Origin of the sequence: Mucilaginibacter inviolabilis, assembly GCF_011089895.1 — a bacterium.
GTDB classification, from domain to species: domain Bacteria; phylum Bacteroidota; class Bacteroidia; order Sphingobacteriales; family Sphingobacteriaceae; genus Mucilaginibacter; species Mucilaginibacter inviolabilis.
Genome location: NZ_JAANAT010000001.1, coordinates 1,768,217 through 1,793,220, shown reverse-complemented (window position 1 = coordinate 1,793,220; position 25,004 = coordinate 1,768,217). Strand labels below are relative to the sequence as shown.

17 protein-coding genes are annotated in these 25,004 nt (G+C 42.3%); 6 read left to right on the top strand and 11 right to left on the bottom strand.

What is annotated here, in order from left to right:
- Positions 1-3 precede the first annotated feature (3 nt).
- Positions 4-2,670: a glycosyl hydrolase 2 galactose-binding domain-containing protein gene (locus G7092_RS07195; RefSeq protein WP_166087651.1), complete on the top strand. Its 2,667-nt coding sequence runs from the start codon at positions 4-6 to the stop codon at positions 2,668-2,670.
- Between the two features lie 417 nt (positions 2,671-3,087).
- Here the strand turns inward: G7092_RS07195 and G7092_RS07190 are convergent, their stop codons facing one another.
- The 4 genes from G7092_RS07190 to G7092_RS07175 all read right to left on the bottom strand — a co-directional run bounded on the left by G7092_RS07190 (position 3,088) and on the right by G7092_RS07175 (position 7,388).
- Positions 3,088-4,047, bottom strand: a complete 960-nt coding sequence (locus G7092_RS07190; RefSeq protein ID WP_166087649.1) for a quinone oxidoreductase family protein — start codon at positions 4,045-4,047, stop codon at positions 3,088-3,090.
- 179 nt (positions 4,048-4,226) lie between these two features.
- The gene (locus tag G7092_RS07185) at positions 4,227-4,796 is read right to left on the bottom strand and encodes a Crp/Fnr family transcriptional regulator (RefSeq protein WP_317169987.1); all 570 of its coding nucleotides are present in this window, start codon (positions 4,794-4,796) and stop codon (positions 4,227-4,229) included.
- 34 nt (positions 4,797-4,830) lie between these two features.
- Positions 4,831-6,180 (bottom strand): Gfo/Idh/MocA family protein, encoded by a 1,350-nt coding sequence (locus tag G7092_RS07180; RefSeq protein WP_166087648.1) that lies wholly within the window; start codon positions 6,178-6,180, stop codon positions 4,831-4,833.
- Between the two features lie 140 nt (positions 6,181-6,320).
- Positions 6,321-7,388: an aldose epimerase family protein gene (locus G7092_RS07175; protein WP_166087646.1), complete on the bottom strand. Its 1,068-nt coding sequence runs from the start codon at positions 7,386-7,388 to the stop codon at positions 6,321-6,323.
- 356 nt (positions 7,389-7,744) lie between these two features.
- Between G7092_RS07175 and G7092_RS07170 the strand changes: the two genes are divergently transcribed.
- Entirely contained in the window at positions 7,745-8,824 is a 1,080-nt protein-coding gene (locus tag G7092_RS07170) for a phosphotransferase enzyme family protein (protein WP_202985233.1), read from the top strand.
- 81 nt (positions 8,825-8,905) lie between these two features.
- Here G7092_RS07170 and G7092_RS07165 read toward each other — a convergent pair whose 3' ends face one another.
- The 5 genes from G7092_RS07165 to G7092_RS07145 all read right to left on the bottom strand — a co-directional run bounded on the left by G7092_RS07165 (position 8,906) and on the right by G7092_RS07145 (position 16,678).
- Positions 8,906-10,468 carry a RagB/SusD family nutrient uptake outer membrane protein gene (locus G7092_RS07165; protein WP_166087644.1) on the bottom strand — a complete coding sequence of 521 codons (1,563 nt, stop codon included), beginning with the start codon at positions 10,466-10,468 and terminating at the stop codon, positions 8,906-8,908.
- A gap of 18 nt (positions 10,469-10,486) precedes the next feature.
- Positions 10,487-13,873, bottom strand: coding sequence for a TonB-dependent receptor (locus G7092_RS07160; protein WP_166087643.1), 3,387 nt, complete (start codon positions 13,871-13,873; stop codon positions 10,487-10,489).
- A gap of 232 nt (positions 13,874-14,105) precedes the next feature.
- Positions 14,106-15,206 carry a FecR family protein gene (locus tag G7092_RS30885; RefSeq protein ID WP_166087641.1) on the bottom strand — a complete coding sequence of 367 codons (1,101 nt, stop codon included), beginning with the start codon at positions 15,204-15,206 and terminating at the stop codon, positions 14,106-14,108.
- A gap of 127 nt (positions 15,207-15,333) precedes the next feature.
- Complete coding sequence (locus tag G7092_RS07150; protein WP_166087639.1) at positions 15,334-15,927, bottom strand: RNA polymerase sigma factor; 594 nt, start codon at positions 15,925-15,927, stop codon at positions 15,334-15,336.
- A gap of 226 nt (positions 15,928-16,153) precedes the next feature.
- The gene (locus G7092_RS07145; RefSeq protein WP_166087637.1) at positions 16,154-16,678 is read right to left on the bottom strand and encodes a hypothetical protein; all 525 of its coding nucleotides are present in this window, start codon (positions 16,676-16,678) and stop codon (positions 16,154-16,156) included.
- Between the two features lie 172 nt (positions 16,679-16,850).
- Between G7092_RS07145 and G7092_RS07140 the strand changes: the two genes are divergently transcribed.
- The gene (locus tag G7092_RS07140; protein ID WP_166087635.1) at positions 16,851-17,720 is read left to right on the top strand and encodes a hypothetical protein; all 870 of its coding nucleotides are present in this window, start codon (positions 16,851-16,853) and stop codon (positions 17,718-17,720) included.
- 52 nt (positions 17,721-17,772) lie between these two features.
- Complete coding sequence (locus tag G7092_RS07135) at positions 17,773-19,113, top strand: FAD-binding protein (RefSeq protein ID WP_166087633.1); 1,341 nt, start codon at positions 17,773-17,775, stop codon at positions 19,111-19,113.
- A gap of 112 nt (positions 19,114-19,225) precedes the next feature.
- Here G7092_RS07135 and G7092_RS07130 read toward each other — a convergent pair whose 3' ends face one another.
- Positions 19,226-19,966, bottom strand: a complete 741-nt coding sequence (locus G7092_RS07130; RefSeq protein ID WP_166087631.1) for a LytR/AlgR family response regulator transcription factor — start codon at positions 19,964-19,966, stop codon at positions 19,226-19,228.
- 146 nt (positions 19,967-20,112) lie between these two features.
- Positions 20,113-21,264, bottom strand: a complete 1,152-nt coding sequence (locus tag G7092_RS07125) for a sensor histidine kinase (RefSeq protein WP_166087629.1) — start codon at positions 21,262-21,264, stop codon at positions 20,113-20,115.
- Positions 21,265-21,930: 666 nt separating this feature from the next.
- Between G7092_RS07125 and G7092_RS07120 the strand changes: the two genes are divergently transcribed.
- Together G7092_RS07120 and G7092_RS07115 are read left to right on the top strand one after the other, a co-directional pair.
- Positions 21,931-24,393 carry a TonB-dependent receptor domain-containing protein gene (locus G7092_RS07120; RefSeq protein WP_166087627.1) on the top strand — a complete coding sequence of 821 codons (2,463 nt, stop codon included), beginning with the start codon at positions 21,931-21,933 and terminating at the stop codon, positions 24,391-24,393.
- Between the two features lie 270 nt (positions 24,394-24,663).
- A complete protein-coding gene (locus tag G7092_RS07115) occupies positions 24,664-24,990 on the top strand; it encodes a helix-turn-helix transcriptional regulator (protein ID WP_166087625.1) in 327 nt (108 codons plus the stop codon).
- The last annotated feature ends 14 nt before the right edge of the window (positions 24,991-25,004 follow it).

Below are 25,004 nucleotides of genomic sequence, written 5' to 3'. Positions count from 1 at the left end.
ATCATGAAAAAAATCATACTCGCGCTCATTTTATCATGGTGCTTTCAACAGGCATTTAGCCAGGCCAGGCAGGAAAGTTTCCAGCTTATACTGAAAGATGATTGGAAAATGCAATCGGCAGTGACCGATGCCGCATCGGCCGATAAAATCTCCAAAGAAAATTACGATACCCAAAGCTGGTACAAAGTAAGCGTACCTACTACTATTATAGCCGGCTTACTGGCCAATAAAGTTTATGATTTTGACCCTTTCATGGGCCGCAATTTAAAAAAACTCAGTGATACTAAACTGGATAAACCCTGGTGGTTTCGCCGGGAGTTTACCTTGCCTGCCGCCGAAAACGGTAAAAATGTGATCCTGCGCTTACACGGTATCAACTACAAGGCGAACATATGGCTTAACGGCGTAAAAATTGCCGATTCCACCCAAACCAAAGGACCTTTCCGCATTATTCAGCTGGATGTAACCAAACATATCAATTATACGGGCAACAATGTGCTGGCCCTTCAAATAACACGACCGTTTACACCCAACAAATCAAAAGGCGACCTGGCCATTGATTACGCCGACTGGATTCCTTATCCACCAGATTATAACGGAGGTATTGTAAACAATGTTGAGATCAAAACCTACGATAAAGTAGGGGTGCAGTATCCGCTGGTGACTACTCATTTTGATCTGCCTTCACTGGCCGTAGCGCATTTATACGTAGATGCGCAGGTAACCAATTATACCAACACCGCGCAGGACGCCGTAATCAAAGGGCAGATCAACAGTGACGTGAGCTTTGAACAAAAAGTGCATTTACTGCCCCATGAGTCCAAAAATGTAGATTTTAGTCCGGAGGTGTATAAGCAGCTCAATATCAAAAATCCGCGCATTTGGTGGCCATGGCAATATGGTAAGGCGGAGTTGAACAGGGTTGAACTTTCCGCTGTGGTAGATGGTAAAGTAAGTAACACCCTTTGGGAGAAGTTTGGTATCCGCCAGATAGATTCCAAACTGATAGACAATGAATCGCGCGAGTTTATTGTGAATGGTAAACCTATCCTGATCCGGGGCGCGGCTTGGTCGCCGGATATTTTCCAGCGTCGGTCGCCCGAGCGTCAGGAGCAGGAGGTAAGGTTGGTGCGTGATATGAACATGAACATCATTCGCTCCGAAGGTAAAATGGAGGATGACAACTTTTATGATCTGTGCGATCAGTATGGTATGCTGGTGATGACCGGCTGGATGTGCTGCGGTGTATGGCAGCATCCCGAACACTGGAACGCGGCCGAACGCAAGGTAGCCATGGCATCCGACAGTAGCGTGATGTACTGGCTGCGCAACAAAGCCAGCCTCATGGTATGGCTCAATGGCAGCGACATGCCGCCGACTGATACTTCGGTAGAGCGTGATTACCTGAAGATCGAGAAAACGCTGAAGTGGCCAAATCCTACCTTATCAACTGCCAATGAAACTAAATCGAAAGTATCGGGCTATAGCGGTGTAAAAATGGCTGGCCCATATGAATGGGTGCCACCTATTTACTGGGAAACGGATGCTACGCACAAATTTGGCGGCACCTGGAGTTTTGCAACGGAGATATCACCGGGCCCGTCTATCCCTCCGTATGAAAGCCTGATCAAGTTTATCCCTAAAGATTCTTTATCAACCAGTTCGCCGGCATGGTTATACCATTGCGGTACAGGATCATTTGGCACCACCAAAGTATTTGATAAGGCACTTTCCAATCGTTACGGCGAATCAACATCGATCAAAAATTATATAGCCAAGGCACAAGCACAAAATTATGAGGCACACCGCGCCATGATGGAGGCTTACGGCTTTAAGAAATACAATACCGCTACCGGGGTAGTACAATGGATGCTCAGCAATCCATGGCCCGGATTAATTTGGCATACCTATGATTATTACCTGTATCCGGCGGGTACTTATTTCGGTATGAAGAAGTCGATGGAGCCATTGCATGTGATGTATTCCTATAAATCAAACGAAGTAGGTGTTATCAACTCCTATTTGAAGAAATTTAGCGGTTTGCAGGTAAAGGCTACGGTTTATAATATTGATGGTTCTGTAAAATTTACCAAAACTGCACCGGTGAGTATCGAAGCTGATGCCTCGAAAGCGGTTTTTGCCTTACCCGCTATTACTGGATTGTCACCGGCCTATTTTGTGCGTTTGGAGCTTAGCGATAACAGAGGTAAAACAGAAAGCATTAATTGGTACTGGCTATCGCAAAAAGCAGAGGTGCTGAATTGGAAAAAATCGAATTGGTATACCACGCCGGAATCTGCCTATGCCGATTATACCGCTTTACAGCAGATCCCGAAAACAGCGCTTAAACTGAGTCACGTTCAAGAAGCCGCTCAAGGCGATAGCACGATACATGCGGTAACAATTACGAATACCGGTAAAGCGGTGGCCTTTTTTATACACTTGCGTGCGTTAAAAGATAGAGAGGGTGATGACATATTACCAGTGATATTCAGTGATAACTATATTTCGCTGGCTCCCGGCGAAACCAGGGTGATCAAATGTACTTACAGCAATAAAGATGCCGCAGGTACAACACCCTATTTCCTGACCTCGGCCTGGAATATTGATGTTGCCAAAAGTAAGAATGATGATCCGGCTGGTTTTGAGGAGGGATTGCCGGTTAATTAGTTTTAACAACAAAGTTTGTCATTCTGAGTGCAACGAAGAATCTATTGACCAGCGGTTAGGTCGTATGATAGATCCTTCGTTCCTCAGGATGACAAATTAATGAGTGTTAGGGTAATACTATCTTGCGCTCGTTTGTAACGAGTGCTTATAATGGGTTTGCGTTTAAAACGCAAGAGCGATGCAATCGCTGCTCCACAATAAGCACTCGTTACAAACGAGCGCAAGTAGAGCAAGGACAAAATATAAAACCATGTCATTGCGAACGGAGTGAAGCAATCTCCTCGCGTTCAATATGCAAGCGAGGAGATTGCCACGCTATCGCTCGCAATGACATGGTGGATAGGTAGAGCTAACGGTGTGAAGGATCTGCCAATAAACAGATCCTTCATTCCTCAGGATGACAAATTTAATATAAACTCACATCGTAATCACCACTCGTTTCCCTTGTGCCTCCTGCTGCCACGCATCGGCTACATCTTTTAAGGGTATGGCCAGGGTATCTATAGATAACTTTCCCTCCGCGGCCAGCTTAAATACTTCGGGTAGTATCTCTGTTTGGATTTTAACAATTACTTCTTTTGAAATGCTTCCACCGCCTGCTCCGGTGAGTTCAATAGCGGTGCTGCGCAGGATAGCGGCTGGCAGGTTAATAGCAGAGCCAGCCATTTCACCAACCTGAACGTAGCGGGTAATATGATCAATGGTAGCATTAAGATCGTGCCCTGCCAAAGTATTTAGTAGCAGTTCGGCGGGTTTGCCCCATAGGTAGTCAATAACCACATCGAACGGAGTTTTTGCTGTTTCGGCTTTAATAGCCTGTTTAATGTCGTCGTCAGATTGGTTAAGGGAGATGCTTACATCAGCATCAAGTTTATCCAAGGCCTGCTGATTACGACCGATAGCGATGATCTTACCTGCACCTAAATGGCGGGCTATCTGCACGGCCAGTTTCCCGGTGATACCAGTTGCTCCTAATATTAGTACGGTGTCACCTGCCTTTAATTTGCCTTTGTACACTAAGGATAACCATGCCGATATGGCCGGATTAGGTATGGCCGCTGCGGTAACATCATCCAGCTCATCGGGTACGGAAACATACCAACTCTTATTGATCAGCGCTTTTTCACTCATCATACCTGTTTGTGACCCTGCGTAAACCCGTGTTCCATCTTCCAGTACGCCAACGCCATCAACCCCAACAATTGCCGGATAATTTTTATGCTTATCGTAATGGGTACCTTTAGCTCTTCCCTTATCCAGATTTTTGATGCTGGCCGCTTTCATGTGTATAAGTTGTTCGTGAGGAGCGGGGATGGGCTCTGCAAAATCTGCATATTGAGGAATTTCACCTACCCGATATAATACTGCTGCTTTCATTTCATTTATTATTTGTTCAACAAATTTCGGCAGCCGGCTACAGGCCTGCGATAACAATTGTTAATAAATCAAAAGGCGCTTTTTGATTCAGTAATTCACTAAATCATTAATTCAATAATCATTAATAAGGCGCTTTTGATTCAGTAATTCAGTAATTCATTAAATCACTAATTCAATAATTATCTGGTAACTGCGTTCCGGATGCGACTTAGCGAAACAGAGGTAATACCCAGGTAGGAAGCTATATAACGCTGTGGTATACGCTTAACAATATGAGGTTTTTCTTTCAGCAAATTCAGATAGCGCTCCCTGGGTGTATCCCTAATGAACGACATGAAATGCGTCATGTAGTTAATTTGCCTGTCGAGCATAACATCGGCTAGTTGTTCCCTCACCGCCGGAATGGCGTTGAGTTCGCTCATCATTTCAACATAATCTTTTTTGTGAATCCAGTAAAGCACACAGGGTTCAATGGTTTCCAGCGTAACCAGACTTGGTGTGCCTTTCCGGAAACTTTCGATAGATGATACAGCTTCCTGTTCAAAAAAGAACTGGAAGGTTACATCTTTGCCTTTATTGTTGAACCATACCCTCAGGCAGCCCTTTTCAATATAGTAAGCTTTTTTGGATACGTCGCCCTCCTGCAAAAGGATAGTTTTTGCAGGAACTTCAAGGCGATGGTAAAGACTCTCATACTTTTCCCATGCGCCTTGAAGTTGTGGTGCTATTTTTTTGAGCCGATCAAACACAGCTCAAATTACTGAAATTTTTATGAAAACAAGCTTAAAAGCCGCTATCGTCTAAAGCAAAGGTATTTTTACGGTCTTTCCATTTTCCTTTTGTAAAATCAGGGAATTCCAATGTTTTGCCTTCTTTTACAGATTGAGTTGATAATGGTGCTATCACGCTCATGGTAACGGAATCATATACATCGATAGGTGTTTGGCGTTTATGTTTTACCGATTCGATAAAAGCATTAAACACAAACCAGTCCATACCGCCATGCCCGGCGCCCGCGGCCTCGGCATCGTGTTTTTTCCATAGTGGATGGTCATATTTGGCAAACCATTCTTTTGCCGGATCCCAGCTATCATCCTCTTTTGATTTATGATCGATATAGATGGATTGATTTACATCCATCCAGATACCTTTGGTACCCTGAACCCGGAAACCGAGCGAATACGGACGAGGCAAATGCGTGTCATGCGATAACAGAACGGTTTCGCCATTGGCACAGTTGATCATAGTGGTAGTTACGTCGCCATTTTTGTAATTGAGTTTGGCATTTGGATGACCCGGTGAAAGCTCCTCAATATAAGCCGCCAAACCACGTGCTTTTGAACTGAACGAAACCAGGCTGGTAAACCGGTTGCCACTGTTAATATCAATATAATGCATTACAGGGCCGGCTCCATGGGTAGGGTACAGGTCGCCATCACGATCGATGTTGAATTGGGTACGCCATTGGGCTTCACTCAATGCTTTTGCTCCGTATTCTACGCCTTTACCACCATAGCGGCCCTTGCCATCATTAAACAATACATCACGAAGATTATGCTGATAACCTCCTTCCAGGTGTACCAATTCGCCAAATAAGCCTTGTCTAACCATATTTAAAGCAGCCATTACATCACGACGATAACATACATTTTCAAGCGTCATGTAAGGAATGCCCGTTTTTTCGGATGTTTTAACAATATCCCAGTGCTCCTCAACGGTTAATCCTGCAATTACTTCGCAACCTACATATTTGCCTGCTTTCATGGCATCAATAGATTGCTGGTAGTGAAACTGCCATGGAGTAGCTATAATTACCGCATCAATATCATTTCTTTCGAGTAGTTTTTTGTAAGCATCAAGGCCACCAGTGTACTCTTTAGCTGCCGGCCGACCTTTTTTGGCCAAAAATTCCCGGCAAATATTTAAGGAGTGTTCCTGGGTATCGCATATAGCAACAATTTCCACATCGTCGCGCAGGGCACCTTCAGAAATATGGCTCATACCCCGGGCACCTACGCCAATATAGCCCAATCGTACTTTGCCGTTATCTTTGGCAAATAAGCTGCCTGTTGGCAGTATAGTAAGCCCTGCAGCAGCAATGGCACTGTTTTTTACAAATGTTCTTCTGTCCATTTATGTTATTGTTTGATAATGATTTATTAGTTTGAATTGATGGTTTGGTTTATAACCCTGTTTCGGGATTGAAGTTATTGATGATATTTATAAAATCAACAGCTTATATATCCCTAACACGCCGCAAACGTTTGATAGTGCTAGGCATTTACCCTAAATTCAAAAACAGTACGGCTTTTAAACCGATCTCCCGGATTTAGCAATGTACTTGGAAAATGGGGTTTATTAGGTGCATCCGGATAATGTTGTGTTTCCAGGCACAACCCACTCCTGAACGGGTAATTGCTGTTTTGTTTACCGATGCAGGTTTCATCTAAAAAATTGCCGGTATAAATATGTATGGCAGGCTCGGTAGTAAAAACATTTAATACCCTTTTGCTGATAGGCTCGAAAACCGTTGCAGCCAACTTTAACTCAGTCGAGTCTTGCTTTTTTACCACCCATGAATGATCGTAACCACGGCTTAATATCAATTGTGCATTATCTTCATGGATACGCCCGCCAATGGCTGTTGGTTTTGTAAAATCAAAGGGCGTACCGCTCACCGGGGTAAGGGTACCTTCGGGTACTTGCATGGCATTTACTGGAAGGTAGTCTGCTAAAGGTAGTTGAAGTTGATGATCTAAAATTGAACCGTTGTTATGCCCTGCCAGGTTAAAATAAGCATGCTGTGTTAAATTGATTAAGGTTGACTGATCTGTTACAGCATCAAAATCAACTATTAACTGGTTTTGGTTATTAAGGGTATAAGTAACCGTTGTAGTCAGGTTGCCGGGAAAACCTTCTTCACCATCTTTACTCAGGTACTCCAGGATTACACCAACCCCGTCATCATTAATAAACGACCGTGATTGCCATACTTTTTTATTGAAGCCAACCTTGCCTCCATGATGGTGAAAACCGCCATCCTTAACCGTAAGCTGATGTGTTGCGCCGTTGATGACCACCTTACCACCGGCAATGCGGTTAGCAAAACGGCCAACTATGGTGCCGATATAAAACTGATCGTCAATATAACCTTGCAAATCATCGTATCCCAGTACAACATCAGCCATAGTGCCCTGATGATCCGGAACGGATAAAGATTGTATAGCTGCGCCAAAATTGGTAATGGAAACTTTTACGCCATGATCATTGCTCAGTTGATAAAGAAATATCTCCTGATTATTAAAATTGCCCCAATGATGCTGACTGATATTGTATTTCATGCGATATGTGGTTTAAATAGAATAATGGAAATTAGTGTTTTCATTGATAAGGCCGCTCAAATAAACGCACAAAATATCACGCAAACGTTTGCAATCTGTACACTGGGGCATGATCGTTTGTATTGATTTTAAACATGACGACGTCCTAGTCGAAATATATCGCTCACCCGGGTTTATTGAATTTTCTAAAGTATATGATTGGGTAATATTTTATAATATTAGCGTTGTAAATATTATTGTTTTTTATAAAGCTCTTTTATTAAGATAATTAGCTTATGTGTAATAAAAAATACACAAACGTTTGCGCATGCTTTTTCATAAGTAATTAATTACGTTTGGCTAAAATTTGCCCATAAATGATACTTGACCAGATCCTGGAACTATACGGACTAAACACCAATAACTATCATATTAAAAGTTTTGGTACAGGATTGATCAATCATACCTGGAAGGTTAGCGGGCCCGAAAATTACATTCTTCAGCGTATTAACCCGTACGTTTTTAAAAACCCGGAAGCTATTGCAGAAAACATGGCCTTACTGGCCGATTACCTTAAACATACTGCACCCGATTATCTTTTTGTGGCACCAATACCCACTTTAAAGGGTGAGCGTATGGCCGAAATTAACCATAAAGAATATTATCGCCTTTTTTCTTTTATTGACAATTCGGTAACTATTACTGAAATTACCAACCAACAGGAAGCCTTTGAGGCAGCCCAACAATTTGGAAAATTCACTTATTTATTGAGAGATTTCAATCTGGAAAAGTTGCATTATACCTTACCCCAATTTCATGACCTGAAACTACGGTTTGATCAGTTTAAGGAGGCATGTTCAACTGCGGGTGCTGATAAGCTGGCCATAGCCACAACGGCTATCAATGATATTTATAAATATCAGGGCATATTATTTACCTATATGCAACTGATTGATCACCAGCAATTGCCCTTGCGTGTTATACATCATGATACTAAAATTAGCAATGTGTTGTTTGATCAGGATCATAAGGGCTTGTGTGTGATTGACCTGGATACGGTAATGCCGGGTTATTTTCTGAGCGATGTAGGGGATATGTTACGAACTTATCTTTCACCGGCAAATGAAGAAGAGCGTGATTTTTCAAAGATACAGATCAACGAGGAGTGTTTTTATGCTATTTATAAAGGTTACATTTCGGCTATGGGGCCAGCTTTGACACCGGCAGAGAAGGAATATTTTACGTATTCTGGCAAATACATGATCTATATGCAGGTGCTCAGGTTCCTGACCGATTTTTTAAATGACGATATCTATTATCACACTACCTATCCGTTACAAAACCTGGTGAGGGCGCAAAATCAATTAAAACTGCTGGAGCAGTTTACCAGATCAGAAAACAGGTTTAAGAAGTTTATTGAATACTTTAGTTTTAAGCGTGATAATATAGTAAACTGATATGCAGATCATCAGTAACAAAAGAGGCTGTTCCCACACTTTGGAAACAGCCTCTTTTATTTTGATCTATTGATCCCGGGATTAATGATAACCCGGATTTTGATCCTGTGGTGTTATTTCAGGGTTCAGCTTTAATTCTGTATCAGGTATCGGATACAGGTTATTAAATGCCTGAATTGTTCCGGATTGCGCGGTCCATTTGTTGTACTTTTTAGTCCGGTCGACCAGTAGCCCGGTCCTGATCAGATCAATGCGGCGCCAGCCCTCTGCAAAAAGTTCCCGGGTGCGTTCATCCATGATATTGGTACGGAAATCGGCTTGTGCCATTGCGCCCCACATTTTATCACTGGGTAATGTACCACCCCAGGCACGGGCTCTTACCTGGTTAACTACAGTTATAGCATCGCCTGTTCTGTTCAACTCATTCAAACATTCGGCATAACATAGTTTAATATCGCCTAAACGGAGTACCGGCATATCTTTTCCGGAGTTGTACATATTGTTATAGCCCAAACCACTATGTGTATCGGTACGGAAATCCTCATACTTTTTTACGTGAGGTTTTAGCTCATCAAAGTCGTTACCCAAACCTTCCCACGAAATAATGTCGAGCGTTGGTGTAACCCCATAATAAGTAAAATCATAGCGGATACTTTCGTTACGGCGTATATCGCCATCTTCCCATATACCACCATTGGCTACGGTTTCATAAGCGTGTATTGTTGGGACAATTTTATCATATCCCGAATAATAGCAGCCATCGCCAAAGGTATTCTGCACCGCGCGCGAGCCTATCTGGAACTGTACTTTATTATTGTTTGGAGAAACAGGACTGTACTGGAACTCCAGGATGGCCTCGTTGGTGTTAGGTTTGGTATAGTCCCAAAGATCGGCGTAGGGCACCAGGGTATATCTGCCCATCATTTTTTCAAAGCAATCGCGGGCCTTATCAAAATCGCGCAGACCTGTTGATACCGGTGCCGACATATAAGCCTTACCCAGCATAGCCAAGGCTGCGCCGCTTGTTGCCCTGCCCGGAGAGTTTTTGTCCGGACAAAAAGCAGCTGCCTTGGTCAAATCAGCAATAATAAATGTCCATACATCTTTAAGTGGCTGGCGTTTAAGACCTAATTGCGATTCGCGACTCAGGTCCCTGATCGGTATCTCACCCCAGTACATGGCCAGCTCAAAGTCAATAAAGCCTCTTATAAAACAGGCCTCACCAACAATACCGGCTTCTACAGATCCTGCCTGCAGTGTAGGTTTATCAACCCCGTTGATGATTTTGGCCGCTTCATTAACCAGTGGCCAGCGAAGGTTCCACTGGGTGGTTACTTGCCCCTGTAACGAGTTAAGGTTGCCGTCATACCTGTCCAATCCGCCTTTAGAGGCATCGCTTTTCATTTGATAGGCGCCCTGTTGGGTTTCGTCGGTACCCATCATTAAAACGGTTCCCTGCTCATCTACACGGTTATTTAACCAGCTGGCATATACACCCTTTAAACTTGTTTGTACCAGGTTGATATCTGAATACACCTTGCTTTCATCCAGTTTTGTCAAACTATCCTGGTTCAGAAATTTTTTGCAGGAAGCTGAACATATTACCGTTCCGGCAATCAATATATTTATAATGGTTTTTTTCATGATTTTTTGCATTGAAGTTTAAAATCCAAAGTTTACCCCAAGAACAAATGTCCTTACCGGTGGATAACCATAATCACCTGTCTCGGGATCAAGCCCTTTGTATTTGGTAATACAGAACAGGTTTGAGCCTGTGGCGTATATACGTACCCGGCTGGCATGCCAGCTGTTCAGCAATTTTTGCGGCAAGTTGTATCCCAAAGTAAGTGCCGATAAACGCAGATAAGAGGCATCCTGAATGGCATAATCCAGATCAGAAGGGTTATACCGGTTATAGCTGGTATTGTCAATTACGCGTGGTATATTGGTATTGGTGTTAGTTGGTGTCCAGCGGTTTAACAGATCGGTTGAAGCCATGCTTGAGCCAACACTGTTAATTAAACCTTCGTAATAACTGCTGATCTTTTTAGCGCCATGCGAGTAAACAAATACCGCGTTCAGGACTATTCCTTTATAGGAAAGATCTGTTGAAAAACCGCCATAGTATTTTGGATCTTCGTTACCCACAACCTGCCTGTCGTATTGGTTCACAATACCGTCTTTAACTCCATTTGGGCCAGAAACATCCAGCGCGAATAAATCGCCCAGACCTACTGTTTTACCGTTATAGTTAAGCCCCTGCCATTCTGCACGGTTTGATTCCTGGGCTATTCCGCCCGAACGCAAAGTATAGATACTATGCAGTGACTGACCGATAAATAAATTGTTTTCACGACTATCGCCCGAAGTGCTGTATATCACTGTGGCATTGCCATACAATTGTTTCACGGTGTTTTTGGCAAAAGATATATTGCCTGATAATGACCAGTTCCAGTCTTTGCTTTTGATTACCTGACCGCTTAATGACAGGTCGATACCTTTGTTATTTACACGGCCAATGTTTTGTAATTGATGCGTATACCCTGTGGTGGTAGCCAGGCCACGATCAAGCAACAGGTTATCATTGTTAATGTAAAACGCATCGGCAGTAACAGAAAGACGCGAGTTCAGGAAGGCCATATCTAAACCAAGATTGGCTTGTTTTTGCCTTTCCCAGGTCAAATCAGGGTTACCCTTTAAACCATCATTGGCTAACAAGGCATTGTTATTATTTACTTTTGAACCGTACAGTGTTTGGAAAGCATAATTGGTAATATCTTGATTACCTACAACACCATAGCCTACCCGCAGACTCAATTGGTTAAAGATTTTCTGCTGTTTCATGAAATCCTCTTTGGTAACATCCCATTTTACCGAAGCTGAAGGGAAAATACCATATTGATGCCCGGGAGCAAACCTGGAAGAACCGTCATCGCGGGCGGTAGCTGTCAGGAAATATTTATCATCATAACTGTAGGTAAAGCGGGCGATTACCGAAAAAATAGAGTAGGCATAAAAGTTAGATCCGATAGTTGTTTTGTCCTGCGCTGCTGCGCCTCCAAGATCATGATATAACAGATCGTTACTTGCAAAACGATCGCCCTGTGCCAAAGTATAATCAGAGGTGCGTTTGCTGGCACTGGTACCCAATAAGGCAGTAATACGATGTTTGGAGTTAAACGTTTTACTGTATGTGGCGGTATTATCCCACTGCCAATACAAATCGTTCCAGCGCTCGGCCCTGGCGCGCGCATCGCCATTATAGTTACGGATTGCTTCCTGTATGTTGTTCGGCGTAAAAGTAGAGTAGCTTTGCTGTCCGTAATCAACAGAATAGGTAGATCGTATATCCAAACCAGGTATTGGGTTTACATTGATAAAGTTTGATGTTACCAGGCGGTTACGATTTTGCCTGCGGGTAATATCAAGCGCGTTGAACGGATTGAAATTATTGTTGCTGTTTTGGCCAAGTGCACGATAATATATGGTGAGGTAATTAGGGGTATACCTGGTAGCCGCTGCCCTGTATGGATCATAATTTAAAAGCGGATTGGCATTAAGCGCCTGGTTATATGCATCGTCATCGGCCTGGGCATCATCGGTACGGGTATAGCCGGTATTGGTGCCGATTTTCAACCATTTTTTAATTAAATAATCAGCATTAAAACGACCGGTATATTTATTTTCATTTACTGTTTGAATAAGACCTTTTGTACCGGCATAACCCAGGCTCAGGTAAAATGAGCCTTTTTCTGTACCTCCTGCAAAGCTTAATGCATGGTTTTGCTGATAGCCGGTTTGTGAAATGGCTTTAAGCCAATCGTAACTTTTACCGCTGTTATTGGTATCAAACTCCTGCTGCGAAAATGCCAGGTTGGTTTTGAGTAAAGTATTATTGATGTAATCCTGCCTGTTGGCATTAGGGTTATCTTTAATATAGCCGTTGGCATAGGCATCTACCCGTAAATCAAACAGTTGCTGGGCATTCATTGTTTCGGGCCTGTTGGCGTAGTTGGAGAAGCCGGCCCATGCATCATAGCTAATAATACCATCACCAGACGATTTCTTGCCTTTTTTGGTAGTGATAACCACCACGCCATTGGCACCGCGTGAACCATAAAGAGCCGTAGCAGATGCGTCTTTTAATATAGATACCGATTCTACATCGTTCATGTTGATGGAGTTAAAACCACCCAGGTTGTTTTCCATAATCAAACCATCCACTACATAAATAGGGGTGGAGCCTGAATTGATGGTATTGGTACCGCGGATTTTAATCACTGGATCATCGCTGGGTTTGGAGCCACCTCCAATAAATACACCAGCCACACGACCTTGTAAAGCACTGCTAACATTGGTAACCGGGCGTTCCTGCAATGTTTTGGAATCTACGTTACTTACAGAGCCGGTAAGGTCGCCTTTTTTGAAGGTTGTACCCACCACTACTATCTCCGCAAGGTTGTTATTCGATGTTACCATGGTAATTTTCATAGGCTCGGCTGTGGCAAGCATTTCCTTTGGCTCAAAGCCTACGGCGGTAAAAACCAATACAGTACCCGGACTTACATTGAGCGAAAAATTACCATTAACATCCGTAACTGTTCCGGTTTTGGTGCCTTTAATAGTTACCGTAACACCAGGAACCGTTAATCCTTTATCGTCGATTACATTACCTTTGATAGGAGCCTGGGTCATATCCAGATCGGCTATTCTGGTAATTACCTGTGGCGTATTGTTTCTGATCACGATTACATCACCAGAAACCTCATAAGCCAGATTAAGCGGCGTAAACAGTTCGGTTAATACGGTTCCTAACGCTTTATCTGTGAATGATGCATTCACTTTCTGGTTATCATTGATAAGCGCCGGGCTAAATGCAAAGTTGACGTGGTATTTCTGCTCCAGCTTTTTTATTACTGCCTTTAACGCAATATTACTTTCGCTTACAGTAATCTTTGTATCTAAAATAGCCTGGGCTTTACCATCTTTTGCAATGGCGCTTCCTAATAATGAGAGACTTAATGTTAACTGTAAAAATGTGATCTTCATTATTTTTACGAGTATAGGTTTATATTTCATAAATTTGGTTAGAGTTAATGATTCGTTAATAACTTGACAAAAAAGCCCCGCTCAACCTTTGCAAAAGGTTACAGTAAATGAGTATCGATCATTTTGGGGCTAAACATTTGGACCGGCAGTACCGCAAATATTGCCGGTTTGTTTTTTAGGTGGGTTTAAGTATTTCTTTCTCTCATCATTTATAAATAGGTTTAATAATAGGTTAATTGGTTGGTGGTATAGGGTTTAGATTTTGACTGTTAATAATGATACGGCCATCGGTAAATTGGCAGGTGGCGTTAATTGCTTTACATATTAGTTTTACTTTTTCGTCCAGAGGCCTGTCAGAAATAGACATAGTGAGACCGATGTTTCCCAGCTTAGCTTTGTCATATTCAACATTCACATCATAGTCATTATTTATCCTGTCAATAATGCTTGATAGAGGGGCATTATCAAAAGTGAAATCTTTTTTCGCTATTTCCTTTGATAGTTTTAATGGTACCGGGAGTGTTTCTTTTTTAAAGCCTGATTGTTTTTCGGCATAAGTAACTTGTTGGTTAGGGGTCAGAATAACCTCATATTTTTGCTTATCGGCCTTGGTAACTGCTTTTTGATTGTATACCAATACTTTGCCGGTATTTACCACAACCTTAAAATATTGATTGTTATCCGAGTTTTTTACAGTAAAGCTCGTGCCTAATACCCGTACCACCATATCATGACTATGCACCTGGAAAGGCATCTGTGGATTTTTGTGAACCTCAAAAAAAGCTTCCCCATCTAAAAAAACCTCTCTTTTGTCATGAAATGAACGCAGGTATCTAAGTCCCGAGCCTGGTTTTAAAACTGCAAGGCTGCCATCGCTCATTTGCACCAGTTTTGAGTTCGGGGTATGGTTAACCACTTGCAAAAAAGAATCGGCCCGGGCAACCTGGTTAGCTGGTAATGTTTGTTGATCATATTTCTTAAAGAAAAGAAAGCCTGCACTTGCAACTAACACTACGGTAGCCGCAGCGCGAAACCAACCGGTTTGATAAAATCTTGGCCTCCATATAACAGGTTCATGTTGCCCATGTATTTGTTGATTGATGTTGATTAGCATGGAGTTTATCTCGGCATCGGTCAATCCCTCTTGAAGTGGGTTAATTTTGATAGATAAGATAATGATACGCGCCTGATCAACGACTTTTTTTCGATCTGGATTTTCAATAAGCCATTGCTCCCAGAAAGCCTGATGTGCTGGTTGGTTTTTTAAAACCCAGTCGATAAAAAAATCGTCGTGCAAAAAGTCTTCGACTTCGTAATTCGTATAGTTGGTCACAGGAAACAGATTCAATTGGTTATAACCTATATATTCCGAATTGCCTGAATATTACCCTCTTGAAAGATGAAAAAATGAAAGTTTTTTGTGATTTTATTATAATTGTCTGATAAACAGTTGTATAATTTTACAAATTTAGGTTTGAAAAGGCCATGAGCAGGATAACCCATTCGGCCCTGAAGTTTTTATAAGCCTTTTGAAGCAGGTTATGAACCGATTGTTTGCTGATCTCCATGATCTGCGAAATGTTATCAAAATCAAGGTTTTCATAAAAACGGAGGTACATGATCTCGCGCTGACGTGGAGGGAGGGCGTTTAAAACCTGTTGTATCCTGGAGCTTAGGTTTTTGGTTTCCAGGTCCGTTATCATTTTCGACTCGATATTGAACTCTACCAGGAACTCGTAGCTATCATCAAGCTCCTCGCTTCTGTTCCATTTGGATTGTTCACGAAATATGCGCAGGCGTACGGCTTTAAACAGGTACCATTTTACAGCAGGTGTGGGGCTTATACGCAGTCTTCTGTTCCACAACTCCAGGAACACATCCTGGATACAATCTTTCAGGAAATCCTTGTCCTGATAAATGCGGTAGCCATAGTTAAAAAGTGGTTTGGAGTATTTTTGTATAAGCTGGGTATAGGCCAATTCATCGCCATCCCTAAACAGATCCCAAAGTTCAGAATCATCAGTAGTAATCAGCTTATCGTTTTCGGGACCCATTTTGGTTACACTTTCATAACAACCTATTCCATAGACACTATTCAGATCCGGAATTGATACCTATTGATCTGATTTAAATTGACTACGGCAAATAAAGTCAAAGTTATTCAAAAGTTAATTAACCCTAAGGGTTTGCGACCAAACGCGTAAAAAAATGTTCAAACAAATAAAAAGCCCTCAGGATGCAATCCAAGGGCTTTTCAAAAACAGTAATATTTAATGTAACTTAATGAGTTGGCTCTCCGGCAGATAAAAGGATGCCCTCATGCGCATTCTCTACACCATTAGCAAAACCGTTATGGTTGATAAACATCTTTTCATTTTCGATCATGAAGTGTGCCCCATCAACTTTAAAGTTTCCTTTAATGGTGAGTACGGCATCTGGTTGTTGTACACCTATCTCGTTCACAATATGGCTGCCTAAACCATGAAATTCATGCTCATTTAATTGGTAAACATCTAATACCGGTTCGTGGTGACCGGTTTGAAATACCCAAACCCGATTGGCATCCGTTTCTACATGTACAGTTGATGGGCCGGTCTCCAACTTGTTGCCGCTTATTTTAATGACTTCACCGGATAGGGTAGTAATATTAGCATCAATAACGAGCGATTGGTCTTCCGAACCCCGTTCATGCTTATAAAATGCGAGTACCTTTAAAAATTCGGTGCTTTTATCACCGTCTGTGTAGGTCAGGGTGTTTTGGCGGCTTAAAAATATGCTGGTGCCAAAAATAAATGCATGTTTCATAATGGTAACTTGGTTTAATTTTGATTACCTACTTAACGTATTCCGTAGCTCAAATGTTTTAATAATGAGTAACTTATCATTGAGCTTTGCAACAAAGTAAAACTGAGCCTCTCACCAAAATTCTGTGCTTTTTTATTGTTCAATTTTACCGGTATATTTTATATCCCTTAGCATGGACTTTATTCAAAAAATACTGCAATACTATCATACCGAATCCAGGCACGGCTTTACCGGAGCAGCGTTAGGCGTATTCTTATTAATAGCTGGCCTGGTATTATGGCGTTTTGCTAAACCGTTATCCTTGTTAAAAGGGTTATCGCTGCCTTTTCTTGTTATTGGCCTGGTGATGGGTATAGGTGGTTTTGGCGATGGATACGTAACCCGAAAAGCGCTGCCTGAAAAGCTGCGTTTATACCAGGAAAATAAACAGGCTTTTTTTAAGGAAGAAGTCCCGAAAGTGGAACGTACTCATCATTCCTGGCTGCGCATCAGAATTGTTTGGAGTGTGCTGACACTTGCTGGTGTTCTATTGCTTTTCACCATGAAAAAAAATTATTGGCTGGGCGTGGGACTGGGCGCTTTGCTCATGGGCATAACGGGTAACGTGGAAGAGGCTATTTCCATGCGCTTCAACGAACGTTATTACCGGGAAGTATTACAAGCGGCCAAACCACAGATGGTAACACAGATCCAAGAAACAGTATCCCGCATACTTATACCTGTAACGATTCAGCACCAGCGAAGTAAAAATGTTGCCGTTGAAGCTATACAAAGTGAACAGCCAACAGCAGCAAGGGATACATTACCGCTCCTGCCGTCCCCTTTATTCCTGGATACTATTGCCATAAGCAGATCATTTGAAAAGCCAACTGAGTTGTTAGCCATTAATAAGATAACCGATCAGGCAAATGACTCTGACGAAGTAGAAATCATTAAACCGGTAAAAAAGAAAAAGCTACTCGACTATTACCGCTCAGATCTTATCAGGGAGAATAATGTATCAGCAAAACATTGCTGGTTTGGTAAAAAGTATCTTGATTGAAATGCTATTGATTCTTGATTTTTAGTGTTACATTGTAGTAACCTATTACATCATGAAAAGAAAAACATTTATTCAATTAAGCACCACCTTAATGGCTACACCGTTATTGTCATCCCTGGAGGGCTGGGCCCAGGCTCCGCGATTAAAAAACTGGGCAGGTAATCTTACCTACAGCACCGATCATGTGTTTTATCCCAAATCGGTTCAGGAGGTTCAGCAGTTGGTTAAATCACATACAAAGCTTAAGGTGTTGGGTACAAGGCACTGTTTTAATACCATTGCCGATAGTAAAGACAACCTGCTTTCTACCAAAGAGCTCAACAAGTTGCTGAGTCTCGATAAAAAAGCTCATACCGTTACCGTTGAAGGCGGCATTAAATATGGCGAATTGGCCCCATACCTGCATAAAGAAGGTTTTGCCCTCAATAATTTGGCATCCTTGCCACACATTTCTGTAGCTGGTTCTATCACTACGGCTACGCATGGCTCCGGTGTTAAAAATGGTAATCTTTCCAGCGCGGTTACCGCCCTGGAAATTGTAAAAGCAGATGGCAGTATCGTCCATCTGTCAAAAGCTGCGGATGCCGAAAAACTGAATGCTGCCGTAGTTGGTCTTGGCGCACTCGGGGTTATTACTAAAGTTACTTTGCAGGTGGAGCCCACCTTTATGATGCAGCAACGGGTATTTACCCAAATGCCCATGGCGCAGGTAAAGCAAAATTTTGAAAAAATAGTATCCGCCGGTTACAGTGTGAGTTTATTTACCGACTGGCAGCAGGACAGCATCAACGAGGTATGGATAAAAAGCCGCATCGGTACAGATAAAGATCACAGTGGCCCCGAGTTTTACGGTGCCAAGGCAGCCACAAAGAATGTGCATCCCATCATCGCGCTTTCTGCCGAAAATTGTACCGAACAAATGGGTGTACCCGGGCCCTGGTATGAACGCTTACCACATTTTAAAATGGGTTTTACCCCCAGCAGCGGTAAAGAACTGCAATCGGAATACTTTGTGCCGATACATCATGCTGTAGAAGCTATAAGCGCTATTGCACGTTTGGGTAAACAGATAAGTCCGCATTTGTTCATTACTGAGATTCGTACCATCGCCGCCGATCAGTTGTGGATGAGCCCATGCCATAATCAAACTTCGGTTACCATTCACTTTACCTGGAAACAGGAAACAGCAGCTGTATTGAAACTGTTACCCCTGATTGAAAAAGAACTTTCGCCGTTTAACGCGCGACCACATTGGGGCAAAATATTTACCATGGCACCCAAGGTGCTGGAATCGCGCTATGAAAAGCTCAATGATTTTAAAAAGCTGGTGGCCGAGTTTGATCCCAAAGGAAAATTCCGGAATGATTTTTTGAGTAAGGAGATTTACGGATAGGGGATAGATGATAATAAAACGGATGTCATGCTGAGCTCCGTCGAAGCATGGTGGGCAGGCCTCTGCACGCGACCCTTCGACAAGCTCAGGGTGACAAGCCTTTTTTGCCCCTTCACGACAGTTTGATCTTATCCCATAGCTTACATTCCACCACCTGGGTTATCACCTGCTCCCGGTAATTGCGACTGATAGGTATACGATGGCTTTGTATAAAGATTTCGTTGCCTTCCAGTCCCTCTATTTTACTGATAGACACGATGTATGATTTATGCACGCGGATAAAAGCCCGGCTATCCAGATTTTGCTCCAGGCTTTTGAGGTTCAGCAGGGTCATATATTTGCCCTTCCTGGTGTAAATGCTCACATAGTTTTGCATGCCTTCTACATACAGAATATCATCGAAATAGATCTTTTCGTATTTGTTGCCGCATTTGATAAAGAAATAGTCGGCCTCAGGTTCCTCTTTTTGAACACCGTTTTGAGTTGATTGGGTGAGTAACCGGTGATAATCCTTTGCTTTATTGGCCGATTTAAAAAAACGATCAAACGTAACCGGTTTCAATAAATAATCAAGCACATTGAGCTGAAAACCTTCCAGCGCGTAACTGGGATAGGCAGTGGTAATGATCACCATAGGTGGATTTTGTACGATCTTTAAAAAATCGATACCATTCATTTTGGGCATCTGTATATCCAGGAATATTAGGTCTACCGGATACTCATCCAATAGTTTCATCAGCTCCAACGGATTTTGACAAGTACCTGTCAACTGCAAAAAGTCAACTTCCCTTACATAGTTGGACAAGCCTTCCCGGGCCAGCGGTTCATCATCTATAATTACACAATTAATCATCTTTTATTTTTTTAGAGCAAAGATTTTGATTGGAGCAAAGATTTTGAGAGTAAGGAACAAGGATTTTTTCTTCTTTGTTCTTCCTGGCTTTGTTCCAAAAGTCCTTGCTCTTTGCTCCCAAAAAAAGTCCTTACTCTTTGTTCCTTCTATCCTTGCTCCAATAGCCTTTGTTCTTTGTTCCAAAAGTCCTCGTTCTCGAATCCCAGTTCGCTCAGTTTTAATTGTAGTTTAACCTCAAAACAATTGTCGGCATGCTGTATACCCAGTTTGTACTGATCGGGGTAAACCAGATCAAGCCTGCGTTGTACATTTTTTAAACCAATGCCGCCGTAATTCACCGCTTCTTTTACAACATCGGGCGAAGTACTATTGGTAATCAGTAAGTTCAGCAGTCCTTCGTTGGTGCTCAATTTGATGCTGATCCAGTTAGGGGCGTTGCTATGTTTGGATACATGTTTAAATGCATTCTCAACAAAGGTCATCAATATAAACGGCGCTATACCCCAATGTTCGGTACCGGATTGCTCAACCTCAAATATTACCTCCACATCGTTATTCTGACGGAGTTTCTCCAGCTCAATAAAGTTTTTCAGGTAGGTGATCTCTTTGCTGAGGGATATCTGCTGATCGTTACATTCATACAGCTGATACCGCAGCAAGCCCGAAAATTTGGCCAGCGAATCGGATGCCATATCCGGGTTTTTGTGGATCAGGAAAAAAATCGAATTGATGCTGTTGAACAGGAAATGCGGGTTAAACTGGTATTTTAAAAACTTGAGCTCCGTTTCCAGCTTTTCCTTTTCCATCATCTGTTGTTTCCGCTCGGCCTGGATCCAGTTTTTGGTGAGCTTGATGCTCATCGCCAGGGTCATACTGGCCAAAGTAGATGGGAGCGAGGTGTTATAAAAATGAAAAAAGCTGCCGGCCTCGGCTCCAAACATTTTTGTTATGGTACAATGAGCCAAAAAAGCGCTTAAATAATATCCGGTGTTGATCAGCGATGAAGCGCAGGCAATGGTTATAGCCAGGTAAATGATGTACTCGGTAAGTCTGTTTTTTTCCAGGTAACGGGGGATCAGGAAATAGAGGTTGAAATATACTGCAAGCGCCTGGAATATCACATATGAGAAAATCTTGACGGTATAAGCCGAAAAAAACATGGAGTGGGCAGCAGCTAAGGGATCGCCAACGGCAATTACATACCAAAAATAGTTGTATACACACCAAAACGGGATGTGGTACAGCTTGTATTTAAACAACCAGTTCTGGCTTAATTTATCGGTTGCTAATGCGTTCATTTTGTTTTTAGTGCCAATTTTTATGAAGTCCATTCATTATTGATAATCCATCGGTCTTATTGGGCTGAAGCCCTGTTTTTGCAATTCATTATCCGTTGGCTAAAGCCAACGGCAATGAATGAGACAAACTATTGCCGTCCCTTTTAAGGGACGGTTAAAATTTATCAATCTAATGGCTTTAGCCAAAATATCACTTTTGTAAGTATTGATTCACCTCATCTTAGGTATCTTAATCTTATCAAAAGCCTATTATTTAAAGTTACGCAATTACTATTACTATAAACAGCTCTGATACATGAACGTAACCAATTAATTGACCACTTACATCACCCAATGTATAAGCTGTAAATCAGGCGTGATAATCATTGTTTTTGGTGTTTTTGCTTGTATTTGTGCGCCTTATCAATTATAAACAGCCGCTGGTCATTCTCATTTTTCTGTTATCAGTTAGCAGTATTTCTTTGAACCGGATAAAACCACGCCGCAGAATCGACTCACCCGGTCTACGCTTCGCTGGACCACCCTCTCTTCGGCTTCGCCGGAAAGAGGGTGGGAAAAAAGGAAATGAAATCCCCTCTATGCGCGAAGCGGAGAGAGGGGTGACAAGCGCAGTGACGTCGGGGTGAGTTGATATGGGATAACCAGTATTAACGAAAATTATTACCGATGAAAACACTCTGTTTGAATATTTTATGCTTTATGCTGATGCAAAATAGCTTTGGGCAGATAAGCGGAAAACTCGTGACGGTCGATGGAAAGCCGCTTATGTTTGCTAATGTATTGTTGCTTAAAGCCACAGATACATCGGTAGTAAGAAGCGCGCAAACCAATGCAGATGGTGCTTACCGCATAGCAAACGTGCCTGCTGGCAATTATAAGCTCAGGCTTAAGAGTATTGGCTACCAAACCTGGGACTCGCCGGTTTTTGGGGTCAACGCCCGCTCTGCTAATAAAGATTTTGGTACCCAAATCGTGCAGGGAACTACTCGGCAGTTAGGCGAGGTAGTGATCAGGGCCAGCAAACCGCTGTACCAGCAGCGCCCAGATGGTATGGTAGTGAATGTAGAAAGCAGTTTAATGACCAAAGGGAGTAGTGCCCTGCAGGTTTTGGAACGATCGCCCGGGGTGGTGATTGATCATCGAAACAACAGCATCAATTTAAATGGTAAAGGCGGGGTGATGGTGATGATGGACGGCAAACTGATGCGTATACCGATGGATCAGGTGGTGAATATGCTGAGTGGCATGAGCGCCTCTAACATCGAAAAAATAGAATTGTTGAGCACGCCACCCGCCGGCTATGACGCCGAAGGTAGCGCAGGTGTCATCAACATTGTAACCAAAAAGAATAAAAAACAGGGTACCAATGGTTCATTTTCGGCAACTGGCGGTTATGGCTGGGGCGAAAAGGGTACAGCCAGCTTTAACCTGGCTCACAATACAAAAAATGTAAATTTATATGGCGCGTATACCTTTTCGCACGACAGAACTTACACCGATTTGCTTATCAACAGCACCCAGAATATGCCCTTTTTGGGTGGCGATGTGGCTGTTGTTTTTGACAGCCATACCAAACGTGTGCAGAATGACCATAACGCCAATATCGGGGCTGACATAAAACTCGGCTCAAAAACAACTTTAAGTGGTAATATAACCTACAATAACAGCAGCGCGGCCTATACCACCACTAACCATGCTCTTTATAATGTATTGCCCGATTCTTTATTAACCTATAAAGGTTTGAATACCTCCCAAAATAGCTGGAGCAATGTAGTCAGCTCGGTAAGTATTGACAAACAAATAAATACCGGCGAAAAACTCAGCTTTGCCGCCGATTATATTTATTACCATAATGATAATCCATCGCAGGTGCAAACTGCCTTTATTAATAAGCATGGGCAGGTAGCGGGGACTAACGATAGTTTGAACTCACCGCAGCAAAGAGGTTTTGCCGCTACAAGCATCAAGGTTGGGGTAGCCAAAGTTGATTACACCAAACAACTGAACCCTAAGCTGAAACTGGAAACAGGCATTAAAGGAACCTATACCACCAGTTCCAGCTCGTCGGGATTAGAAAGTTTGTTAGATAATGTATGGGTTAAAAGAACCGAATCGGCTAATGAAATCTACATGAAAGAGGGCATAGGTGCTGCTTATGCTTCATTCAATTCACAAATAAGTGCATCTATGAATCTTACTGTCGGGCTAAGGTACGAGTATTCGTATACCGATATGAACGATCCCAACACTGGTAAAAATCTGGTTAACCGTAAACTGGGTGTACTGTTTCCCAATATTTTATTCTCGAAAAAACTAAATGACAATGCCGAACTGCAGCTATCTTACACCAAACGGATCAGCCGGCCTACCTATAACGATCTGGCATCATATGTTGGCTACAGCGACCCTACGGCTGTGTATACCGGTAACCCTTTCCTTAAACCAACTATTACCAATAACATTAAACTGGGTTATAATTATCGTGATTATTCCTTCTCGCTGCTCTACAGCCGCGATGATAATCCTATAGCACGGTACCAGCTCAGTACAGGGCCGTCAAAAGATCTGCTGTATATATCGCCCCAAAACCTAACTTATCAAAACAACTTTACTTTTCAGGCAAACCTGCCTTTTAAAATAAACAACTGGTGGGACATGACCTACAGTTTTACAGGTGGACTGAGCCAGTTTAAGGGGAGTGGCTATTCGGCATTTCCGTTTCAAAAAAGCTATTTTATATATACGTTCAATTTTAATGAGTCGTTTAAATTGCCTAAAAAATATTCCCTGGAGTTTTCGGGTTGGTACAATTCGCAATGGTATAATGGTACCACTAAAATTGATGGTCTAGGCTCCCTGAATGCGGGTGTAAAAAAGGAGTTGAATAATAACGGCGGGAGTTTCCAGCTTTCTGTGGCCGATATTTTAAGGAGTATACGGGTGCATGTTCATTACGGTACATTAACGCAGGAGCCTTTTAACGTTAAAAGTTACGTGGATGTACATACAGAATCGAGCAAATTCCCTGTCATAAAACTCACCTATTCCAAATCATTTGGCAGCACAAAGGCAAGCGGTCAGCCGAAACAGGGAGCCGGTGACGAAAGGGACAGGCTGAGGAAGGACTAGAGAGCTTCAGGAGCAAGGATTGGGAGAACAAGGACTTTTGGAACAAGGAACAAGGATTTTGAATCCAATAACAAAAAGGAAAAACAGGAGTGATACAAAATCTTTGTTCCTTGCTCCAAAAATCTTTAATCCAAAAGTCCTTGCTCCTTGTTCCAAAAATCTTTATTCCAGGAGTCCTTATTCCTTGCTCTCTCAATCCTTGCTCCCAAAACCTACTGACATACTGCTGTCATCGCCCTGTATCAGCTTTGTATAGAAACACAAAACCAAATGAACAGGACAGACAGGTTATTGGAGGTGCTGGCCGTTTTACAAACCCAAAAGGTGGTAACGGTTGACTATTTAAAAGAAAAATTTCATATCAGCACCCGTACCCTTTACCGCGATATCCAATTATTAACCGAATTAAGAATAACCGTGCAATATGAAAATGAAAAAGGTTGTTTTATTCTGAAAGGGTATCGTAGTTCTGTGCCCGAAATTCCCGTCCAACTTCAGGAGATCGGCCAGGTTTCTCAAAGTATTATACTCATCCCAGATCATTTAAAGAATGATGTTTTGGCTTTGCTGCAAGTCAATAAGGAAGAGGGGAAATAGGTTGCTGATTCTTT

Coding starts and splice junctions, on each gene's coding strand:
- G7092_RS07140 (WP_166087635.1), top strand. CDS start 16,851: ATGGACTTTATTCAAAAAATACTGCAATACTATCATACCGAATCCAGG.
- G7092_RS07170 (WP_202985233.1), top strand. CDS start 7,745: ATGATACTTGACCAGATCCTGGAACTATACGGACTAAACACCAATAAC.
- G7092_RS07150 (WP_166087639.1), bottom strand. CDS start 15,927: ATGGGTCCCGAAAACGATAAGCTGATTACTACTGATGATTCTGAACTT.
- G7092_RS07195 (WP_166087651.1), top strand. CDS start 4: ATGAAAAAAATCATACTCGCGCTCATTTTATCATGGTGCTTTCAACAG.
- G7092_RS07180 (WP_166087648.1), bottom strand. CDS start 6,180: ATGGACAGAAGAACATTTGTAAAAAACAGTGCCATTGCTGCTGCAGGG.
- G7092_RS07130 (WP_166087631.1), bottom strand. CDS start 19,966: ATGATTAATTGTGTAATTATAGATGATGAACCGCTGGCCCGGGAAGGC.
- G7092_RS07160 (WP_166087643.1), bottom strand. CDS start 13,873: ATGAAGATCACATTTTTACAGTTAACATTAAGTCTCTCATTATTAGGA.
- G7092_RS07135 (WP_166087633.1), top strand. CDS start 17,773: ATGAAAAGAAAAACATTTATTCAATTAAGCACCACCTTAATGGCTACA.
- G7092_RS07175 (WP_166087646.1), bottom strand. CDS start 7,388: ATGAAATACAATATCAGTCAGCATCATTGGGGCAATTTTAATAATCAG.
- G7092_RS07165 (WP_166087644.1), bottom strand. CDS start 10,468: ATGAAAAAAACCATTATAAATATATTGATTGCCGGAACGGTAATATGT.
- G7092_RS07120 (WP_166087627.1), top strand. CDS start 21,931: ATGAAAACACTCTGTTTGAATATTTTATGCTTTATGCTGATGCAAAAT.
- G7092_RS07125 (WP_166087629.1), bottom strand. CDS start 21,264: ATGAACGCATTAGCAACCGATAAATTAAGCCAGAACTGGTTGTTTAAA.
- G7092_RS07145 (WP_166087637.1), bottom strand. CDS start 16,678: ATGAAACATGCATTTATTTTTGGCACCAGCATATTTTTAAGCCGCCAA.
- G7092_RS07190 (WP_166087649.1), bottom strand. CDS start 4,047: ATGAAAGCAGCAGTATTATATCGGGTAGGTGAAATTCCTCAATATGCA.
- G7092_RS07115 (WP_166087625.1), top strand. CDS start 24,664: ATGAACAGGACAGACAGGTTATTGGAGGTGCTGGCCGTTTTACAAACC.